This is a genomic window from Aeromicrobium choanae, assembly GCF_900167475.1.
Classification (GTDB): domain Bacteria; phylum Actinomycetota; class Actinomycetes; order Propionibacteriales; family Nocardioidaceae; genus Aeromicrobium; species Aeromicrobium choanae.
Map to the genome: position 1 here is coordinate 116,801 of NZ_LT796768.1, position 18,669 is coordinate 135,469.

General features: G+C 72.2%; 17 protein-coding genes. 8 read left to right on the forward strand and 9 right to left on the reverse strand.

What is annotated here, in order from left to right; all coding sequences use genetic code 11:
• Nucleotides 1-5 precede the first annotated feature (5 nt).
• From B5D60_RS00565 to B5D60_RS00585, 5 genes are all read right to left on the reverse strand, one after another.
• Entirely contained in the window at nucleotides 6-974 is a 969-nt protein-coding gene (locus tag B5D60_RS00565) for a DUF4192 domain-containing protein (RefSeq protein ID WP_078698340.1), read from the reverse strand.
• A gap of 109 nt (nucleotides 975-1,083) precedes the next feature.
• Nucleotides 1,084-1,665, reverse strand: coding sequence for a hypothetical protein (locus tag B5D60_RS00570; protein ID WP_153302806.1), 582 nt, complete (start codon nucleotides 1,663-1,665; stop codon nucleotides 1,084-1,086).
• Complete coding sequence (locus tag B5D60_RS00575) at nucleotides 1,662-3,311, reverse strand: copper resistance CopC family protein (protein ID WP_078698342.1); 1,650 nt, start codon at nucleotides 3,309-3,311, stop codon at nucleotides 1,662-1,664. Before B5D60_RS00575 ends, B5D60_RS00570 begins: the two co-directional genes overlap by 4 nt.
• Nucleotides 3,308-3,997: a YcnI family copper-binding membrane protein gene (locus tag B5D60_RS00580; protein WP_078698343.1), complete on the reverse strand. Its 690-nt coding sequence runs from the start codon at nucleotides 3,995-3,997 to the stop codon at nucleotides 3,308-3,310. The genes B5D60_RS00575 and B5D60_RS00580 overlap by 4 nt, the downstream gene beginning before the upstream one ends.
• A 49-nt stretch (nucleotides 3,998-4,046) precedes the next feature.
• The gene (locus tag B5D60_RS00585; protein ID WP_153302807.1) at nucleotides 4,047-4,589 is read right to left on the reverse strand and encodes a hypothetical protein; all 543 of its coding nucleotides are present in this window, start codon (nucleotides 4,587-4,589) and stop codon (nucleotides 4,047-4,049) included.
• Between the two features lie 297 nt (nucleotides 4,590-4,886).
• Between B5D60_RS00585 and B5D60_RS00590 the strand changes: the two genes are divergently transcribed.
• The 5 genes from B5D60_RS00590 to lepB all read left to right on the forward strand — a co-directional run bounded on the left by B5D60_RS00590 (nucleotide 4,887) and on the right by lepB (nucleotide 10,738).
• On the forward strand, nucleotides 4,887-6,371 hold the full coding sequence (locus B5D60_RS00590) for a hypothetical protein (RefSeq protein WP_078698345.1): 1,485 nt from the start codon (nucleotides 4,887-4,889) through the stop codon (nucleotides 6,369-6,371).
• A gap of 228 nt (nucleotides 6,372-6,599) precedes the next feature.
• Nucleotides 6,600-7,262, forward strand: a complete 663-nt coding sequence (locus B5D60_RS00595) for a hypothetical protein (RefSeq protein WP_078698346.1) — start codon at nucleotides 6,600-6,602, stop codon at nucleotides 7,260-7,262.
• Between the two features lie 23 nt (nucleotides 7,263-7,285).
• Entirely contained in the window at nucleotides 7,286-9,370 is a 2,085-nt protein-coding gene (locus B5D60_RS00600) for a copper amine oxidase (RefSeq protein WP_172806212.1), read from the forward strand.
• Between the two features lie 109 nt (nucleotides 9,371-9,479).
• Entirely contained in the window at nucleotides 9,480-10,172 is a 693-nt protein-coding gene (locus B5D60_RS00605; protein WP_078698348.1) for a DUF305 domain-containing protein, read from the forward strand.
• Nucleotides 10,169-10,738: a signal peptidase I gene (lepB, locus tag B5D60_RS00610; protein ID WP_172806213.1), complete on the forward strand. Its 570-nt coding sequence runs from the start codon at nucleotides 10,169-10,171 to the stop codon at nucleotides 10,736-10,738. Before B5D60_RS00605 ends, lepB begins: the two co-directional genes overlap by 4 nt.
• A 12-nt stretch (nucleotides 10,739-10,750) precedes the next feature.
• Here lepB and B5D60_RS00615 read toward each other — a convergent pair whose 3' ends face one another.
• The gene (locus tag B5D60_RS00615; protein WP_078698350.1) at nucleotides 10,751-11,050 is read right to left on the reverse strand and encodes a helix-turn-helix domain-containing protein; all 300 of its coding nucleotides are present in this window, start codon (nucleotides 11,048-11,050) and stop codon (nucleotides 10,751-10,753) included.
• Nucleotides 11,047-12,531 (reverse strand): APC family permease, encoded by a 1,485-nt coding sequence (locus tag B5D60_RS00620; RefSeq protein ID WP_078698351.1) that lies wholly within the window; start codon nucleotides 12,529-12,531, stop codon nucleotides 11,047-11,049. The genes B5D60_RS00615 and B5D60_RS00620 overlap by 4 nt, the downstream gene beginning before the upstream one ends.
• Nucleotides 12,532-12,631: 100 nt before the next feature.
• Between B5D60_RS00620 and B5D60_RS00625 the strand changes: the two genes are divergently transcribed.
• From B5D60_RS00625 to B5D60_RS00635, 3 genes are all read left to right on the forward strand, one after another.
• Entirely contained in the window at nucleotides 12,632-13,972 is a 1,341-nt protein-coding gene (locus B5D60_RS00625; RefSeq protein WP_078698352.1) for a DNA polymerase IV, read from the forward strand.
• Nucleotides 13,969-16,101, forward strand: coding sequence for a S9 family peptidase (locus tag B5D60_RS00630; RefSeq protein WP_078698353.1), 2,133 nt, complete (start codon nucleotides 13,969-13,971; stop codon nucleotides 16,099-16,101). The genes B5D60_RS00625 and B5D60_RS00630 overlap by 4 nt, the downstream gene beginning before the upstream one ends.
• 102 nt (nucleotides 16,102-16,203) lie before the next feature.
• A complete protein-coding gene (locus tag B5D60_RS00635; protein ID WP_078701209.1) occupies nucleotides 16,204-17,100 on the forward strand; it encodes a sigma-70 family RNA polymerase sigma factor in 897 nt (298 codons plus the stop codon).
• A 33-nt stretch (nucleotides 17,101-17,133) separates the two neighbouring features.
• On the opposite strand, the gene coaE is transcribed toward B5D60_RS00635, so the two are convergent.
• Nucleotides 17,134-17,742: a dephospho-CoA kinase gene (coaE, locus tag B5D60_RS00640; protein WP_078698354.1), complete on the reverse strand. Its 609-nt coding sequence runs from the start codon at nucleotides 17,740-17,742 to the stop codon at nucleotides 17,134-17,136.
• 10 nt (nucleotides 17,743-17,752) lie between these two features.
• Complete coding sequence (locus B5D60_RS00645) at nucleotides 17,753-18,646, reverse strand: SH3 domain-containing protein (protein ID WP_078698355.1); 894 nt, start codon at nucleotides 18,644-18,646, stop codon at nucleotides 17,753-17,755.
• Nucleotides 18,647-18,669: the final 23 nt, after the last annotated feature.

Genomic DNA, 18,669 nt, shown 5'->3' on the forward strand with positions numbered 1-18,669 from the left:
GCCGATCAGGCGCTCGCATCGGCCGCCGACCAGCGGTCAGGATGCAGGCCCGCCTCGAGCGCGCCGTGCAGCAGCAGCCCCATGCGGTAGTGCGGCTCCAGTGCGAGGGCCCGCTCGAGCGCGAAGCGCGCCCGCACGCCGTCGCCCATCTGCCAGGCAGCGAAGCCTGCGAGGCACAGCGAGGCCGGCGCGAAGTCCGCGGCGGCGACCCGCGAGACCGCGGCCCACAGGGCGTACATCGGCATGGCGTTCTGCCGGGTGATGCCCAGCCAGGCCGAGTCGCGCACCTGCCGGCCCGAGACCCGGACGGCCAGCTCCACGAGGTCACCGTCCGTGAGCCGCTCCTCGACGAGGAAGCGCTCGGTGAGTCGGGCGACCGTCTCCTGCTCGCGCGACAGGAAGGCTTCCGGGTCCGTCGTGAGTGCCCGCGCCATGAAGCGCTGGAGCACCTCCTCATGGGCCGCTTCGAGCCACCGCTGCCGCTGCCCCCGGGCGGGTGCCACCTCGGCGGCCAGGTCGGATCGGTCGCGCGCGATCACCTGGCCCTGCGCGACGGCGTGCACGATCGCCTCGTGGTGCTCGTCGAGCGTGTACGGCAGACCGCCCTCGGGGTGGCCGGAAAGATCGGCCCAGTACCGATCGCCGTCCGCCCAGAGCGTCAGCCAGTCCCGGCGCGGCGGCAGCGCATCGCGCAGGGCGAGGGCCATGGTGCGAGCCCGCTCCGCGTCCTCGGACAGCGCGAAGAGGAAGAAGCCCTCGTCGCCGTTGCGCAGGAGATGCCCCGCGAGGTCGGCCGCGAGGTCGTCCTCGAACCCCGGATCGGGCAGGTCGTGCCGGAGTCTGAACCCGAACCGGCAGTTCGGGCCCGACACCGCGAGAGCGATCACGCACTCGCGGGGGACGAAGCCGAAGAACGTCGGCAGCGCGTTGAGGAGGTCTTCATGGGTGTGGGCGCGGAACACGTCGTCAGGCATGGGACGACCTTCGTGCCTGGCGAGGGTCCGGCTGTACCCCTCGCCGCGCCCCTGTGGACGAGCGGCGGCGCTCCGCCGGCCCTGTGGACGGCGGAGGCCGGCGCCCTTCCTAGCGCCGGGCGGTCCGTCTCCGGGCCGACACGGCGCCGTACGCCACGGCGAGTACGAACACGGCGATCACGAGGGCGACCTGGGCGCTGTCGGCGCCCGGAGACACCCGGGGCGGCTCCCGGACGGTCATCCTCGGGTCGACCGCCTCGGCCGTCACCTCGAACCGGGGCTCGGAGCGCACCGCGTCGGTCACGCCCTCGCACCGCTGCTCGGCGGCCACGGTGACGAACTCCCCCGACTCGGCCCCGATGCGTGAGGTGAGCAGGAACTCGGTCACCTGCGCGGGCGGGAGGCCGGGCCCGGCGAACTCGATCCGGCGCCCGTCCAGGACCCGGTTCCACCCGTCGGGTCCCGTCGCGTCGATCACCGACGTGTCCTCCGGAAGCTCGAGCGCGAGACCGGTGGTCGACGACTCGCACCCGCCTTCCACCGTGACGACGAGGACGGACGTGCCGTTGCCCTGGGGCAGGACCTCGTCGATCGCCACATCCGCGAGCGCCGGCGCGGCCGGGCCGAGCAGCACCGCGACCAGGGCGGCCACGAGCGCAATGGCCCGCATCGGCGCGTGTCGTCGGCTCATGGGATCTCCACCTCTCCGGACACCACGGGCTCGTCGAACCGGGTCAGTCGCGCGGACACCGAGAGGCGCCACGCGCCCGGCAGTGGCAGGTCGGCGGTGCCCTCCCAGTGACCGGCCCTCGTGCGGACCAGCGGCCGGTTGATCGGCCCGACCTCGGCCTCCTCGAGCGCGATCTGGAGGCGTGGCGTCTCCTCGAGGTCGACGACGTCGCCGGCCGTGTCGGTGAGCGTCACCTGGATGGCGTTGGTGCCCTGACGCACCGGCGAGACGACCACGTCCACCCGGTGGGACTCCCCCAGGTCGAGCTCGAGCCGCTGCACGGTGGGGACGTCCTGCACGATCGTGTCGGACCTGGCCGGAGGGGTCTGTCCGACCAGCGCGCCGGTGGCCACGAGCACGGCCGCGACCACGACGGCCTCGAACGAGACCGTGCGGCGGAGCAACTCCGCGGCCGACGAGGCCTCACGCCCGCTCAACCGGCCGACCAGCACGCGACGGTTCCAGGCGGCCACCGCGACGACGGGCACGAGCAGCAGCACCTTCACGAGCACCGCTCGGCCGTAGCCGGTCTCCCACAGCGCTGGGAACGACCCGGCGATCCGCCAGAAGAGGACGACCCCCGCGACGGCGAGCGCGACGAGCGTCACTCCGGCGGCGGCCGAGAAGCGGGCGACGGCCGCGGCGCGGTCCTGCACCCGCAGCGCCGGACCGGCCGCGAGCACGAGGCCCAGGCCCAGCAGGCCACCCCACCACAGGGCGCCGGCGCTCACGTGGACGAGGTCCGCTGTCAGGACGAGCCACCACGGGCCGTAGCTGCGCGTGTGACCGACCTGGAGCAGTGACGCGACGACGAGGGCCGCACCCACCGCGGCGAGGACGGGCTCGCGTGCACGGCCCAGGAGCGCGGCCGCAACCCCGGCCGTCAGCACGAGCGCGGCGAGCCCGGCGGAGGAGGTGGCACCGTCGCGCCACGCCTCGGCGGTCATCACCGACGACAGCGGCCCTCCGGACTCCCAGACGGCGGTGAGCGGCATGAGCAGGACCGCGGCGAGCACCGCGAGCGCACCGAGGCCGGCCGTGGTGCGCCGTGTGCGCCGCTCGACGCCGGGCTGACGGCGCGCCGCACCGGGGGCGATGAAGAGCGAGAAGACGACCAGACCGGCGACGCCGAGGGCACCGGCGTACCTGAGCGCCTCGACGACGGTCCGCGCGACGACGAGCTCGCGCTCGGTCTCCGTGGTCGGGACCCCGATGGCACCGGGCGTGGCCGCGCCGATGGCGAAGGTGAATCCCCCGCTGACGGGATGGGAGTCGGCCGACACGACGCGCCACGTCACCACGTGGGTGCCGTCGGCCAGCGGCTCCGCCGGCCGGATCCGCAGCACGGTGTCGCGCACGGAGAACTCCGCGGCCTCGGTCTCACCGGCGGCGTCGAGCACCGCGTTGCCCGTGCCGGCGAGGCTGACCGGCTCGGTGAAGGTGACCGTCAGCTCGGCCGGTGACTGCGTGAGCACCTGGCCGTCGGCGGGGTTGCTCCCGATCGGCGACGCATGGCCGAAGGCCGCGACGGGCCACACCAGGAGCAGGAGCAGCCCGGAGAGCACGGCGGCGAGCCGTGCCCTCCGGGCCACCGGGGCGTGGGTCACCCGCGGCTCCGGGTGCGGCCGAGCGCGAGCCCGCCCGCTGCCAGGCCGAGGGCGCCGAGCACGACGCCCACCCAGCCGAGCGTATTGGAGCCGGTGCCGGCCTCCTCGTGATCCGCGGCTTCCTCGTCCGTGGCGCCGTGACCGTCACCCTCGGAGGCCGTGGTCTCGATGAAGGGCGCCGGGGACTCGGGCTCGTCCTGGCCCTCGTCGTACGTCTGGGTCCAGGCGGTCTCGCCCTCCTCGCAGGTCTGGATCACGGGGAAGACGAGCTTGGTGCCCTCCTCCTCCGGCAACGGCATCTGCAGCGCGACGGTGTCGCGCAGGCCGTCCTCCAGCGGGGTCTTCGCCGTGTAGACGACCTCGGCCACGCGCTCGGTGTACTCGCCGCCGTGGCCGTTGTCGACCGCGGACTCGAGCTTCTCGATCTTCTTCTCGACCGTCCAGTTCGGGTTGACCGTGGGCGTGACGGCGATGATCTCCTCGGGCAGCTGGACGGTCAGTCGCGTCGTGGGCGAGGTGCCACAGCCGTGGCCGACCGAGAAGGTCAGCACGCTGTAAGCGCCTGCCGCCGTCGAGGACGGGGTCACGCTGACGTGGGCCGAGGCCACTGCGGCGGCGGAGACGACGAGGGCCGACGAGGTGAGGGTGAGTGCTGCCGTCCGGGCAGCATGACGTGCAAGGGACATGGTTCTTCTCCTGAGTTCGGGGAGCCGCCCGCGGACAGGCGGCACGAGGTCACCCGCAGGGGCGGGCGACCGGGGCGATGACGACCCAGGAGGAAGGCGGACCACGCCGCACCACGACGTGCTCGAGGAGGCGGACGCCGGACACCGGTCCGGTCGTCAGGAACGGGAGGGGCACGCGCGCGGGAACCGCTCGACGGTGCCCGAGCCTCAGGACGAAGGAGACGCGCTGCCACCAGGCCCACCAGAGTCGCTCGGCCACGGCGATGCCGGCGGCCACCAGCACGAGGCCGACGACGTGGGCCACGGCCATCGACGGGCCGGGCAGGACCTGATGCCCGTGCACGTAGCCCGCCAGGACGTGGATGGCGACCTGCGGCACCGCGAGCAGGCCGAGCGCCGAGGCGAAGCCGATGCGCCGCGCGGCGGCCCACCAGGCCAGCGCTCCCCCGGCCACCACGACCGGGACGACGGCGACGGCGGGCGGGGGCTCACCGCTGCCGGCCACGTGGGCGCCGACGGCCATGAGGGTCGCCCACAGGCTCACCGACGCGGCGCGGACGAGGCGCGCGATCGGGGCAGAGGGGGCTGACACGGTCGTCATCGTACGGGCAGCCGAACTCGTGGCCGTACTCCTTGACGCGATGTTTACACGGCCGTCACGCCGGGGGTGGCGCGCCCGGACGCCGACACCCCTGAGCGGCGTGCCGCTCGTGGCCGGCACAACGGCTGGAACGGCGGGACATTCCCATTCGGTGTCTCATTCACCATCGCGACACCTTCACATCCGGAGGCCTCCCGTAACGCGCCGGTTCGCGCGACGACCGCCTCCCGAAACGCGTCGCCGCCAGATTGAGGGCCGAATCGTCCCCAGCCGAAGGAACTTCCCCGCATGTCAGTCACACGAGTCCTGTCCCACCTCACCGCAGCGGCCGTCGCGACGACCGCGCTGGCGCTCCCCGCGACGGCGGCGCACGAGGACGGCACCGGCGTGATCCGAGGCACCGTCCTGGAGACGGGCCACGTGATCGCACCGGGCATCGACGTGTCGCTCTACCGGTCCACCGGCGAGTTCGTCGCCGCCACCGTCGCCGACTCGGCCGCCGGCGCGTACGAGTTCCGTGGCCTCGACGCCGGCTCCTACACGATCTGGTTCGAGAACCAGAACGAGGCGGTCAGCGAGTGGTACGACAACCGGCCCGACAAGCCCCAGGCGACGCCCATCAGCCTCGGCACCGGTCAGACGTTCGTCGCGAACGCCTATCTCACGCAGATCAGCGAGAACCTCGTCCGGCCCACGATCAGCGGCACCGCCGCCGTGGACTCGGTCCTCACGGCGGCGCGCGGCACGTGGTTCCCCACGGTCGGCGTCGACTTCGGCTACCAATGGCTGCGCAACGGCGTCGTGATCGAGGGGGCGACGGCGTCGACCTACCGACTCCGTGACGCCGACTCCGGACGCGCGATCTCGGTCCGGGTGATCGCGACCGTCCAGGGTGCCCACGAGTCCGCCACGAGCACGCCTACCGCCCCCGTGACGGGCGGCACCCCGCCCGTCCAGACGATCGCGAACACGGCGAGGCCGTCGATCAGCGGATCGACCGTCGCCGGCTCCGTGCTGAGCGCCACTGCCGGGACCTGGGCGCCCGCCGACGCGAGCGTGAGCCTGCAGTGGCTTCGCGGCGACACGGTCGTGGGAACCGGGCCGACGTACCGGACCACGGTCGACGACATCGGCTCGCAGCTGATCGTCCGCGCCACCGCGACCAAGTCGGCCTGGACCTCGGCCGTGAGCGAGTCCGCCCCGTTCGGATCGATCGCCGCCGCCCCGGTCGTCTCCGCTCCCGTCAGCACCGCGAAGCCCACGGTCAGCGGCACCTCCCGGGTCGGCAGCACCGTCACCGCGAGCACCGGCTCCTGGAGCACCGCGGCGTCACACACGTTCCGTTGGACGCGCAACGGCGCCACGATCCCCGGCGCCAAGGCCCGCACCCACCGCCTGACCGCCGCCGACGCCGGCCGGCGGATCGCGGTCGTCGTCACGGCCACGAACGCCGGGGGCTCCGCCACGGCCACGAGCGCGGTGCGCGTCGTCGCGAAGGCCACGTCGCGGATCCGCGTCAGCGCCTCGTCGCCGCGCAAGGGCCGACTGAAGGTCAAGGCCACGGTCTCCTCCGCCGGAGCGCGGACGGGCCGGGTCACCGTGACCGTCAAGGTCGGCGGCAGGACCAAGGTCAAGCGGGCGACGCTCGCCAAGGGCACCCGGACGATCACGGTCACCGGCCTGCGCAAGGGCCGGGCCACGGTCCGCGTCGTCTACAGCGGCGACGCCTCGACCTCGGGTGCCTCCCTCAAGAAGAAGGCCACCGTGCGCTGATCCCCCGCCCCTGCGGCTCCCCCCAGTCCTCGGTCCGACGTCCCGTCGGCGGACCGAGGGACCGGCTCCCCGACCCGGTCCCGACGACCCGGTGCCTTCCGGTGTCGATCACTTCCAGCCCCACAAGGAGACCATGTGAATGCGTCACAGCGCGTGCCCTGGAGGACACGCAAAGTCGCCGTCGCTGCCCTCGCTCTCGGACTGACTGCCGCCGCCACGACCTACGTCATGGCCCAGCAGGACGTCAGCGGCACCGACTCCGGCAACAGCACGAAGTTCAACGTCGTCGGCGACGGAGACCTGCCCACCAAGAAGCCGAAGCTCGGCGAGGACCGCGCCGGGCTCTCCGCCGAGGAGACCGGCTACGCGATCCACGTGGCCTCCACGGACTCGAGCGTCCCCTCGGACGCCACCGACGTCCGCGGCAAGCCCGGACCGGAGTTCCTCTACGCCGACCTGCCGGACCTCAGTGAGGGCCACACCGGCCGTACCGCCGTGGTCGCCCTCTACGACTACACGCACGACGTGACGTACGACCAGGTCGTCGACCTGGGCGCAGGCCAGGTCATCGAGACGAAGAAGTCCGGCACGGCCCAGCCGCCGACCTCCGCCACCGAGGCGGACCTGGCGATGAAGCTGGCCATCGAGTCCGACGCCGACCTGGGCTTCAAGACCGAGTTCGAGGAGAACATGGGCGTCCCGCTCATCGATCCCGACCAGGTCGACTACGTCGCCGGCGCCTGGGTCTTCAACAAGACCACGTCCAAGGGCCAGGAGTGCGGCAAGGACCGCTGCGCCCAGCTCATGGTCTCGACCGCGTCCGGGGTGTACCTCAACACCTTCGACTTCGTCGTCAACCTGTCCACCCAGAAGATCGTCCGCACCCAGTGAGCAGGAAGAGAAGTCCGATGCGAATGAAGACACTGACGCGGATCGTCGCCGCCGGCGCGACCGCATTCCTCACAGCAGGGCTCGTGTCCGCCCTGCCCTCGTCGGCAGCCGCCGCCGAGGACTCGCCCCTGGCCTGCGCGGACAGCGCGATCACGAAGAAGCTCGAGAACGGCTCCGCGTGGCGGATGTGCGCGCGCATCCACCCGATCAAGGGCCTCATCCTCGAGCAGATCGAGTTCAAGCCCGCGACCGGCGAGTACGAGTACGCCGGGTACAAGCGGGTCCTGGACCAGCTCAACATCGCCCAGCTGAACGTGCCGTACGACACCGGCCACGTCCAGTACAACGACATCACCTCCTATGGGTTCGGCAAGCAGTACCTGATGACCCAGGGCCCCGAGGTGTGCAGCGGCGAGGCGATGGACGTGGACCAGTCGTTCACGTACAGCGGCCGGCTGGTCGAGCGGACCGTCCCGGGCATCTGCGTGCAGGAGGACCCGATGGGCCTCGTCACGCACGCCCAGGAGACCCAGATCGGCGGCGGCACGCTGTACGCCGACCAGGGCACGGCCCTCGCGGTCTCGTCCATCTCGAAGATCAGCTGGTACGAGTACCAGCAGCGGGTGACCTTCGACGACCACGGCCAGATCGACGTCGGCCTCGGCGCCACGGGCGACATCGCCCCGGGCTGGGCCTCCGACAGCGGGAACGCGTTCTTCGGCAACAACCCGAAGACCGGCTGGCCGCTCTCGGGCAAGTCGTCGGTGACCACGACGACCGGCGGCGAGACCACGACGAAGGAGATCCAGTCGTACGCCGGCTCGCACTGGCACAACGCGATGTTCAAGGTCGACTTCGGCATCGACAAGGGCGAGAAGCAGACCGTCGAGCAGTGGGACTTCGCCAGCCCCGGTGCCGGTACGCGGGCGCCGATCGTCGAGGGCACGGGAACGGTCAAGAGCTCGGCCTTCACGTCGATCGAGAACGACGACCACGACCAGCTCAGCTGGTGGCGGGTGCTCAATCCCAACAGCAAGAACAAGGACGGCCACGCCCGCTCCTACGAGATCGTGAACAACAACACGTCGAACGAGCTCATCCCTGACTGGGCGCCTTCGGTGACGTTCACGAACTACCGCTCGTGCGAGGAGTACGCGTCGGACAACCTCAACGCGGGCTGCCCTGGCAAGAGCATCCTCGACTACGTGGCCGGCGACACCCACGAGCTGACCGATCCGGTCGCGTGGGTCAACGTCGGGTTCCACCACACGGACAAGGACGAGGACCAGTCGCCGATGCCGATCCACTGGCAGAAGTTCCAGCTGGTGCCGCGTGACTTCTTCGCGCAGAAGCCGACCATCACCGATTCCCGCAAGTGCATCAACGGCCCGTTCTCCTCGGTCAACGCGGTGACGAAGCCGTGCACCCCGGAGAACACGGTCAAGCCGAAGATCAGCGACAAGGCCGACGGCGCCGCCGCGGTCGTGCCGGCGGTCGGCAAGGTCCTGACGTCCAGCACGGGCACGTGGCGCAGCGCCGCGCAGCGGCTGACGTACGCGCACACCTGGTTCCGCAACGGCGAGGCCGTGTCGACCGGTCAGGACTACACCCTGACCGAGGCCGACATGAACGCGTCGATCACGGTCAAGGTGAGCGCGTCCGCCACCGGCTTCCCGACGAACGTCGCGGAGTCCGACGCGATCGTCTGGGGCACCCCGCCCACGACGGAGCCGACGCCCGAGCCGACGACGGAGCCGACCACGGCCCCGACGACGGCACCGACGACGAGGCCCACCACGGCCCCGACGCCGAAGCCCGTCGTGAAGTCGACGCCGAAGCTGTCGGTGCGTCTCGCGGCGAAGACGGTCAAGCCCGGCCGGACGAACAAGGTCGCCGTCACGGTGACCGCCGGTGGCAAGCCCGTCAGCGGCAAGGTGTCGATCACGGTGGACGGCAAGGTGAGGACCCTGACCCTGGTGAAGGGCAAGGCCAACCTGACGTTCACGGCACCGAAGAAGGCCAAGGGCTACGCGGTGAAGGTGTCCTACGCGGGCAGCTCCACCGTGAAGGCGGCCAGCACCTCGGTGAAGCTCACGGTCAAGAAGTGACCGTGCGCTGATCCGACGGACCGGGGCGTCACCCACGGGCGGCGCCCCGGTCCACCCCACTCTCACGGCTCGCCGTGATCCCCGCACCTCCCCCGACGACGGAGCCCTCATGCGCATCCAGGTCCTCCTGCGAACCGCCGCCCTCACCCTGGCGGCCGCGACCCTCGCCGCCTGCGGCACCGAGCCCCAGCAGATCGCGCTCGGCGGCACGAAGGCCGCCGACACCGCTGAGCGGCGCGAGACCGTCGAGCGCCCCTGGGGCACCGTCAAGGCGTTCCCGCGCCTGCAGAAGGCCGAGCCGCCGAGCGCGGCCGACGTGGTCTTCACGCGGGAGATGATCATGCACCACCGCCAGGCGATCGAGCTGGCCGAGAACGTGCGCGGGCACACGGACCTCGACGACCGGGTCGGCTCGTCGGCGCGATTCATCATCCAGGACCAGAAGAACGAGATCACGACCATGAAGGCGTGGCTGCGCGCCTGGCAGGACACCGGCTCCGCGTCGGACGACCACGACCACGACGCGAACGCCATGCCGGGCATGCTTCCGCAGGCGCGGGTCGACGAGATCACCGAGCTCGATCCCCCCGAGGCCCAGGTCGCGTTCCTGCGAGCGATGATCGAGCACCACGAGGGCGCCGTCACGATGTCGCAGGACTACCTGCCCGAGCAGTCGAACGCGTTCGTCCGCAGCACCGCGACCCACGTCATCAGCGAGCAGACCACCGAGATCAAGTACATGCGGAACCTGCTCGACCAGTGGTGCGAGAAGGACGGACCGGCCACGTGCACCCGGCCGTGAGCCTGCGCCGTCCCCGCCATCTCGGATGGTGGGCCGGAGCGGCGTTCGCGGGGCTCGTCACCCTGTCCCTCGCGACGGGGCTCGTCGGCCACGCCACGGTCACGTCCCCGTCGATGGCACCGGCGCACGATGCCGGGAGCACCTTGGTCACGACCACCCTCGGCACGAGCCGGCTCGACCACGGCGACGTCGTGGTGTTCGACCTGCCACGGAGCTGGAGCGACGCCGAGCGCCAGCGTCTCGGGACCGCCCCGGCCGACGCATCCGCGACCGACGCGATGGTGAAGCGTGTGATCGGCCTCCCGGGCGACCGCGTCACGTGCTGCGCTCCCGGCGGCGCCCTCCTGCGCAACGGCCGGGTGCTCGACGAGCCCTACCTGGCCGAGCCGTCGACCGAGGTCGCGAACGGCACCTACGACGTGACGGTGCCGCCCGGCCACGTGTGGGTCCTGGGCGACAACCGGCGCCGGTCCTTCGACTCGCGCGCGATGCGGGCCCGCCCCGGCGAGTCGGGCTTCCTTCCGCTCTCGACCGTCAGGGCGCGGGTCCTGCTCGGCTGGCCGTGAGGCGCCGCCCTCCTAGGGCCCGCCCGTCGGGTCGAGCGGAGCCACCGCCCCGGCGAGGTTGCGCACCCGCTGTCCGAGCGCGAAGCCGGAGAGGTCGGGACTGCGCACGAGGTACTCCTGCTGCACGAGGTGCTTGAGGATCCGGTAGGCGGTGGCGCGCGGCATGCCGAGGCTCTCGGCGATCTCGCGCGCCGACACCCCGGCCCCCGACCGGGCCACCTGCTCGAGGATCGCGAAGGCGTTGTCCACGGCACCGGGCTCGCGGCCGCGGAAGGGCGTGGGTGGCGCCTTCGAGGGCGTGTCGCTGCTCATGCGCCCAGCAGGTCCGTCGTGATCGTCTCGTCGTGGATGCCCATCCGCCGCAACGCACGACGGCGGTGCGAGCGCAGCCACGCGAACCACAGGACACCGCCGACCAGGGTCGCGGCCGTGAGCACCAGTCCGCCCCGATCCCCCTGCCGGACGTCCTCGACCGTGTCGAGCGCCGCGAGCGTGATCGTCAGGACGACCGCCAGCGCCGCGACCACGACGGGACCGGGAGTGATCTCGTCGATGCGGAACAGGAAGACCGGGAGGGCGAGCGCGACGAGGGCGTACGCGACGATCAGGACCAGCACCGCGGACCTGAGCAGCGTCATGGAGAGCTCACCGACCTCGCGGCCGAGCAGCAGGGTCACGGTGGCCGGGGCGATCGCGAACGGCGTGATCACGGCCAGCGCCGCGACGGGCGAGCCCCAGCGGGTGTGCGTGCGCCCGAGTGACGCCGGCAGCGCACCCTCCCGCGCCAGGGAGAAGATCACCCGGGCGAGGGCGTTCCAGGCGCACAGGGCGAGCGCGAGGAACGAGAGCGCCAGCAGGCTGCTGAGGATCGCGTCGGCCACGTGGACGTCGATCGAGTCGGGGAACCAGCGCTGGGCGGGGCCGCGTCGGTGGTCGCCGGCCACGAGCGGCGCGCTCGCCGCCAGGAATCCCAGCGCGTAGAGGACGGCCGCGACGAGGACGGCGCCCGTCATCGCCCGGGGGATGCTCCAGAACGGTCGTTCGGCCTCGCCCGCGAGGGCGGCCGCGGACTCGAACCCCACCGTGATCCCCATCACCACCGTCGCTCCGAGCACGATCCGCCAGGGGTCGGCCCCGTCGAGGGAGAGCACGGACGCCGACGGCAGGCCCTCGCGCATGATCGTGAGCGCGACGAGCACGAGCAGTCCCACCACGAGGGCGGTCTCGACCACGAGCGCGAGACGGGTCGCCACGCGCACGCCTCGCACCGACACGAGCAGGCACACCGCGATCGCCGCGACGCCGATCCACCACTGCGACCACGCGTCCACCGACACGCCACCCGTCGAGCCCGACGTGACGGCCTCGCTCGACCGGCGGATCGCCTGCGAGATCCCGAACGCCACGAGGATCCCGTAGCCGAGCAGCATCGAGGTGCCCACGAGCAGCCCGGCGAACGGTCCCAGGGAGCGCGTAACCCACGTGTACATCGAGCCGGCCGCGGCGATCCGCGTCGCGAACTGGGAGAACACCGCCGCCAGCAGCAGGGCCAGCCCGAACCCCAGGACCGCGCTCAGCCAGGCGCCGGGACCCACGACCCGCATCAGGACGAACGGGACGCTGAGGGCACTCGCGGCCGGAGCGATCACGGCCACGGAGTTCGCCAGCAGGTCCTCGGGGCGCACGGAGCGCCGGTCGAGCCCCACGAGGTCCGACTGGGCGCGCACGTCCGGCACCGACGGCGGGTCGGCGATCGCGCGCGCGAGCGCGCGGGAGTCGGAGGGGCGCCTCATGATGGCGTCAGGCTAGGGACGACGCGTGTCCTGCCTGTTACGCCTCCGTGTCGCCCCGCGAAAGCCGTCGCCGCCGGGAGCCACCGGGGAGAATGGGCGCATGCGTCCGACGGCCTCGATCCTGCACCTGGACCTGGACGCGTTCTTCGCCTCGGTCGAGCAGCGGGACAAGCCGTCGCTGCGCGGCAAGCCGGTGATCGTCGGCGGGATCGGCCAGCGGGGCGTCGTCTCGACCGCGTCGTACGAGGCCCGGCGCTACGGCGTCCGCTCCGCGATGAGCATGGCCGAGGCCCGGTCGCGGTGCCCGCACGCGGCGTTCCTCTCCGGCCGGTTCGACGCGTACCGGGCGGCCTCGGCGATCGTCATGGAGCGCCTGCGCCGCCTCTCCCCCGCCGTGGAGCCGCTCTCGCTGGACGAGGCGTTCGTGGACCTGGCGGCGGGTGAGGCGTTCGATCCCGGCGCCGTGCCCGAGCTCGTCGCCGAGCTGCGCGCCGACGTCACGCGCCTCACCGAGGGTCTCACCGCCTCGGTGGGGGTCGCACCGTCGAAGCTCATGGCGAAGATCGCCAGCGAGATCGAGAAGCCGGACGGCTCGTTCATCGTCGCGCCGGGCACCGAGAAGGACCTCCTGGAGCCCATGCCGATCACCGTCATCGCCGGGGTCGGCCCCGCCACGGCGGCACGGCTGCACCACGTGGGGATCACGCGGGTCGGCGACGTGTGGCGGCACACCGAGTCCGAGCTCGTCGACCTGCTCGGCTCCGCGGCCGGCGCGTCGCTGCACCGGCTGTCCCGCGGGATCGACGACCGGGCGGTCAGCTCACACCGCGAGAACAAGTCCGTCAGCTCGGAGGACACGTTCGAGACCGACATCGTCGACCGGACCGAGCTGGGCCTGATCTGCGACGCGATGGCCCGCCGCACCGCCGAGCGACTGCGCCGCGCCGGACTCTCGGGACGCACGGTCACCCTCAAGGTGCGCTACCACGACTTCAGCACCCACACGCGGTCCACCAGCCTCCCCGCGCCCACCGACCAGACCCGGACGATCGTGGCCATGGCACGCCGGCTGCTGGACGCCACCGACGTCGGCGGCGGCCTGCGCCTGCTCGGCGTGGGCATCAGCGGACTCGCCGACTGGGTGCAGGACGACCTCTTCGCGCAGGAGGCCGATCCGGACCCGGACGGCGTCCTCGAGGAGGCGGTGGACGAGACGCCCGAGCCGCAGCGACCGCGCGAGTGGTCCCCCGGGATGGACGTGCACCACGCCGAGCACGGCGACGGCTGGGTGTGGGGCCGCGGGATGGGGCTCGTCACCGTGCGGTTCGAGACCCGCCACACGCCGATCGGGCCCGTACGGACCCTGCGCGCGGACGACCCCGACCTCGCGCCCGGCCATCAGGAGCCCGTGTCGCACCCGGCCGGTACGGTCGGGGAATGACCGACCCGCGGCCTGCCGTCCCCCGAGCCCCCCGCCGCCCCAGCGAGCGATCGCACCACGGCGACACCGTCGTCGACGCCTACGAGTGGCTGCGCGACAAGGACGATCCCGAGACGATCGCCTACCTCGAGGCGGAGAACGCCTGGGCCGAGGACACCACGGCGCACCTGGCCGACCTGCGCGAGCAGGTCTTCACCGAGATCAAGGACCGCACCCTCGAGACCGACATGTCGGTGCCCGTCCGGCACGACCGCTGGTGGTACTACTCCCGCACCGTCGAGGGCCGCCAGTACGCGATCCGCTGCCGCGTCCCGATCGCCGGCCCGCAGGACTGGGACCCGCCCGTGGTCGAGCCCGGCGCCACCCTGCCGGGCGAGCAGGTCCTGCTCGACTCCAACGACGAGGCCGAGGGCCACGAGTTCTTCTCCCTCGGCGCCTTCAGCGTCTCCGACGACGGCGACCTGCTGGCGTGGTCGGTCGACACCCAGGGCGACGAGCGGTACGCGATCCGGGTCCGGCGCCTCTCCACGGGCGAGGTCCTCCAGGACCACATCGAGGGCGCCGCACCCGGCGCCACCTGGTCGGCCGACGGTCGCCACCTCTTCTACGTCACGGTCGACGACGCGTGGCGGCCGCACCGGGTGTGGCGTCACGAGCTCGGCTCCACCGACGACGACGTGCTCGTCTTCGAGGAGCCCGACGAGCGGTACTTCGTCGGGCTCGGCCGCACCAGCTCCGAGCGCTTCCTCGTGATCGCGGTGGGCTCGAAGGTCACCACCGAGGTCCGCCTCCTCGACGCCCACGACCCCACGGGCGAGTTCGACGTCGTGTGGCCGCGACGCGAGGGTGTGGACTACTCCGTCGAGCACCTCGTGGTGGGCGGCCGCGACCAGCTGGCGATCCTGCACAACGACGGCGCGATCAACTTCGAGCTCGTGCTGGCACCCCTCGAGGACCCCACCGCCACCTCCGTGCTCGTACCGCACTCGGACGCCGTCCGGCTCGAGGCCGCCGACGCGTTCGCGCGCCACCTCGTGCTGTCATACCGCCGCGACGCCACCACGCGGCTCGCCCTCATGTCGATCAGTGACGACGGGATCGGCCAGCCGCAGGAGCTCGACTTCGAAGCCGAGCTCTTCACGTGCGGCCTGGCCGGCAACGCCGAGTGGGACCCGCGCTACCTGCGCATCGGCTACACCTCCTACGTCGAGCCCGCGACCATCTGGGACCTCGACCCCACCACCGGCGAGCGGATCCTGCGCCGCCGGGCGCCCGTGCTGGGCGACTTCGATCACGAGGACTACGAGCAGCACCGCGCGTGGGTCCGGGCCGACGACGGCGCCCTGGTGCCGCTGTCGATCGTCTGCCGCAAGGGCACGCCGCGCGACGGCTCCGCGCCCGGGGTGATCTACGGCTACGGCTCGTACGAGATCAGCCTCGACCCCGACTTCTCGATCTCGCGGCTGAGCCTGCTCGACCGCGGGTTCGTGTACGCCGTGGCCCACGTCCGCGGCGGCGGCGAGCTCGGCCGCGCCTGGTACGACCAGGGCAAGCAGCTGGCCAAGATGAACACCTTCACCGACTTCGTCGCGTGCGCCCGCCACCTGGCCGACGAGGGCTGGACCTCGGCCGACCGGCTCGTGGCCGAGGGCGGCAGCGCGGGCGGCCTGCTGATGGGCGCGGTGGCGAACCTCGCCCCCGACGCCTTCGCCGGCATCTTCGCCGACGTGCCGTTCGTCGACCCGCTCACCACGATCCTCGACCCCTCGCTGCCCCTGACGGTGATCGAGTGGGACGAGTGGGGTGACCCCCTCCACGACCCCGAGGTCTACGCGTACATGAAGGGCTACGCGCCCTACGAGAACGTCGCCGACGTCGCGTACCCGTCGATCCTCGCGGGCACCTCGCTCAACGACACGCGCGTGCTCTACGTCGAGCCTGCCAAGTGGGTCGCCCGCCTGCGCGAGGTCACCGGAGCTGAGCGGTCGGTCCTGCTGCGCACCGAGATGGCCGCGGGCCACGGCGGGGTCAGCGGACGCTACGCCGCGTGGCGTCAGCGGGCCTGGGAGCTGGCCTGGATCATCGACACTGCGACGCGGGTCACATCGGCCATTCCAAGAAAGTCCTGAGAACGGAATCCCAGCGCTTCCTTGGTCGTTGTACCGGGTGAAGCCACCGTCAGGAGGATCACCGTGGAAGACCGTGAATTCGAGGGCAAGGACAGCGTCGGCATGTACCTGTCCGAGATCGCGCGCACCCCGCTGCTCGATGCCGAGCGCGAAGTCGAGCTGAGCCGCACGATCGAGGCCGGGCTGTTCGCCCGCCACTTGCTCGAGACCGGCCGGGTCGGACGCGCCAAGGGCGGCGCACCCAAGCGCGCCACCCGCGAGGAGCTGGAGTGGATCGCCGAGGAGGGCGACCGCGCCGTGCAGGAGTTCGTCCAGGCGAACCTGCGCCTCGTCGTGTCGATCGCGCGCAAGTACGGGCGCGCCCAGATGCCGATGCTCGACCTCATCCAGGAGGGCAACACCGGCCTCATCCGCGCGGTCGAGAAGTTCGACTACGCCAAGGGCTTCAAGTTCTCGACCTACGCCACGTGGTGGGTCCGCCAGGCGATCACGCGCGGCGTGGCCCAGCAGGCTCGCGTCGTGCGCCTTCCCGTGCACGTCGTCGAGGAGCTCAACCAGGTCTCCGGCGCGCGTCGCAACCTCGAGCGTCAGCTGGGGCACGATCCCGAGCCCGCCGAGATCGCGGCCGAGCTCGGCATGGACGTCGAGCGCGTCATCGACCTGCTCGCCTGGGGCCGTGACCACGTCAGCCTCGACTCCCCCGTGGACGAGGACGGCGACACGAGCCTGGGCGACCTGATCGCCCGTGACAGCACGCCCGGTCCCGACCTGGCGATGCTCGACCACGACGCCCGTGATCAGCTGCTCGCGCTCGTCGATCGCCTCGACGCCCGCGAGGCCGACATCGTCAAGGCCCGCTACGGCCTGCTCGACGGTCGTCAGCAGAAGCTCGCCGACATCGGCAAGCGCCACGGCATCTCCGCCGAGCGCGTGCGTCAGGTGGAGCGCCAGGCGATCGCGCGACTGCGAGAGATCGCCGATCCCGAACTGGCCGCCTAGCGGCCATCCCCGGCCCGACGCCTTGCAGCGGCGTCAGGCCCAGCGAGCGCCCGGCTCGACCAGGTCCTTCCAGACCTCGTCGGTCCGGGCGCTCAGCTGTTCCCGGGTGCCGGTGTTGTCGATGACGACGTCGGCCGCGGCCCGGCGCACCTCACGCGACGCCTGCGCCGCGATCCTGGCCCGGGCGTCGTCCTCGGTCATGCCCCGGTCGGCGACCATGCGGGCGATCTGCACGTCCTCGGGAGCGTCGACCACGATCACCACGTCGCAGGCCGCGGCCGCACCCATCTCGACGAGCAGCGGGTTGTCGTGCACGACGATCGCGTCCTCGCCGGCCTGCCGCTCGCGCAGCGCGGCCAGGTCGCGGATCGCGGGGTGCGTGATCGCCTCGAGGTCCTTCAGCGCCGCCGGATCCGCGAACACGAGCGAGCCCAGTCGCGGCCGGTCGAGCGTGCCGTCGGCGGCGATCACGTCGGCGCCGAACCGCTGCGCGATCAGGTCGAGCGCGGGACTGCCGGGCTCGACGACCTCACGAGCCAGCCGGTCGTAGTCGATGACGACGGCTCCGAGCTCGGCCAGGCGACCACTGACGGAGCTCTTGCCCGAGGCGATGCCGCCCGTCAGCCCGACGCGTCGTGCCATCAGCGCTGGCTCAGAGGGTGCCGGCGCTGCCGACGGTGGTGACGTGGACGTGGTCGTAGTGGTTCGCCGTGGCGCCGCCGCGGTCGCTCATCCCCCGCCAGCCCTCGCCGCCGCGCTCCACGGTCCAGATGCGCTGCTCGTAGATCAGGTAGTCGACGCCGAGCTGGGTGCGGTTCGCCTGGAGGAACGCGGCGATGTCCCAGCCGAGCTGGCCGCGCACCATGATGTCGAGCGAGTGACCGGTGGCGTGCTCGCCACGGCCGGCCAGGCCGCCGTAGTTCGCGACCTCGGGGAAGCGGGCGCAGACGGCGCGGTAGACGCGCACGGTGTCGGGCTGCAGGCCCGACTCGACACCGGAGCCGCGGAGGCACGCTGCCGTGGAGATCGCACCCTCGGTGGGCCCGAGCTTGGGCTCCTCCTTGGCGACGAGCTTGCTGGAGACCCAGCGCGGCAGATCGTTGTGCATGACCTGGGTCCAGCCGCCGCGGGTCTCGCCGGTGATCTGGAGCGTCTTGCCCTTGGCCACGGTGGCCAGGACCGGGGAGTCGTCGGAGGCATCGGCGCGGACCGGGACCGTCTTCTGCGCGTAGAGGGAGCCCTTCACCAGGGCATCGGCCTCGGCCGCGGACGGCAGGGGCGGGCGCTCGGCGCTGCTGCGCGAGGCGCGAGCGGGGGCCGTGCCGCCGAGGGACTCGGTGACGATGTCGCCCTGGGAGACCAGCGCTGCGTCGGCGCTGTCGGCGGCGTCGGCCATGGTGACCGAGGAGGTGCTGAGGGCGGCGACCGCTGCCACGCCGACGGAGGCCACACCGGTCGCGATGGCACCGTGCCGACGGGCACGGACGTACCAAGGGTCGCGGACTACGGGCTTGCGCCGGTGTCCGGGCTTGGGGGTCTGGGTCATCGATACCAATACGGAGTCGGGGG

Bases quoted from the DNA above. Each gene is read 5' to 3' on its own strand.
- B5D60_RS00600 (WP_172806212.1), top strand. From the start codon at position 7,286: ATGAAGACACTGACGCGGATCGTCGCCGCCGGCGCGACCGCATTCCTC.
- B5D60_RS00580 (WP_078698343.1), bottom strand. From the start codon at position 3,997: ATGTCCCTTGCACGTCATGCTGCCCGGACGGCAGCACTCACCCTCACC.
- B5D60_RS00565 (WP_078698340.1), bottom strand. From the start codon at position 974: ATGCCTGACGACGTGTTCCGCGCCCACACCCATGAAGACCTCCTCAAC.
- B5D60_RS00605 (WP_078698348.1), top strand. From the start codon at position 9,480: ATGCGCATCCAGGTCCTCCTGCGAACCGCCGCCCTCACCCTGGCGGCC.
- B5D60_RS00595 (WP_078698346.1), top strand. From the start codon at position 6,600: ATGGCCCAGCAGGACGTCAGCGGCACCGACTCCGGCAACAGCACGAAG.
- B5D60_RS00620 (WP_078698351.1), bottom strand. From the start codon at position 12,531: ATGAGGCGCCCCTCCGACTCCCGCGCGCTCGCGCGCGCGATCGCCGAC.
- B5D60_RS00590 (WP_078698345.1), top strand. From the start codon at position 4,887: ATGTCAGTCACACGAGTCCTGTCCCACCTCACCGCAGCGGCCGTCGCG.
- B5D60_RS00645 (WP_078698355.1), bottom strand. From the start codon at position 18,646: ATGACCCAGACCCCCAAGCCCGGACACCGGCGCAAGCCCGTAGTCCGC.
- coaE (WP_078698354.1), bottom strand. From the start codon at position 17,742: ATGGCACGACGCGTCGGGCTGACGGGCGGCATCGCCTCGGGCAAGAGC.
- B5D60_RS00635 (WP_078701209.1), top strand. From the start codon at position 16,204: ATGTACCTGTCCGAGATCGCGCGCACCCCGCTGCTCGATGCCGAGCGC.
- B5D60_RS00570 (WP_153302806.1), bottom strand. From the start codon at position 1,665: ATGAGCCGACGACACGCGCCGATGCGGGCCATTGCGCTCGTGGCCGCC.
- B5D60_RS00630 (WP_078698353.1), top strand. From the start codon at position 13,969: ATGACCGACCCGCGGCCTGCCGTCCCCCGAGCCCCCCGCCGCCCCAGC.
- B5D60_RS00615 (WP_078698350.1), bottom strand. From the start codon at position 11,050: ATGAGCAGCGACACGCCCTCGAAGGCGCCACCCACGCCCTTCCGCGGC.
- B5D60_RS00625 (WP_078698352.1), top strand. From the start codon at position 12,632: ATGCGTCCGACGGCCTCGATCCTGCACCTGGACCTGGACGCGTTCTTC.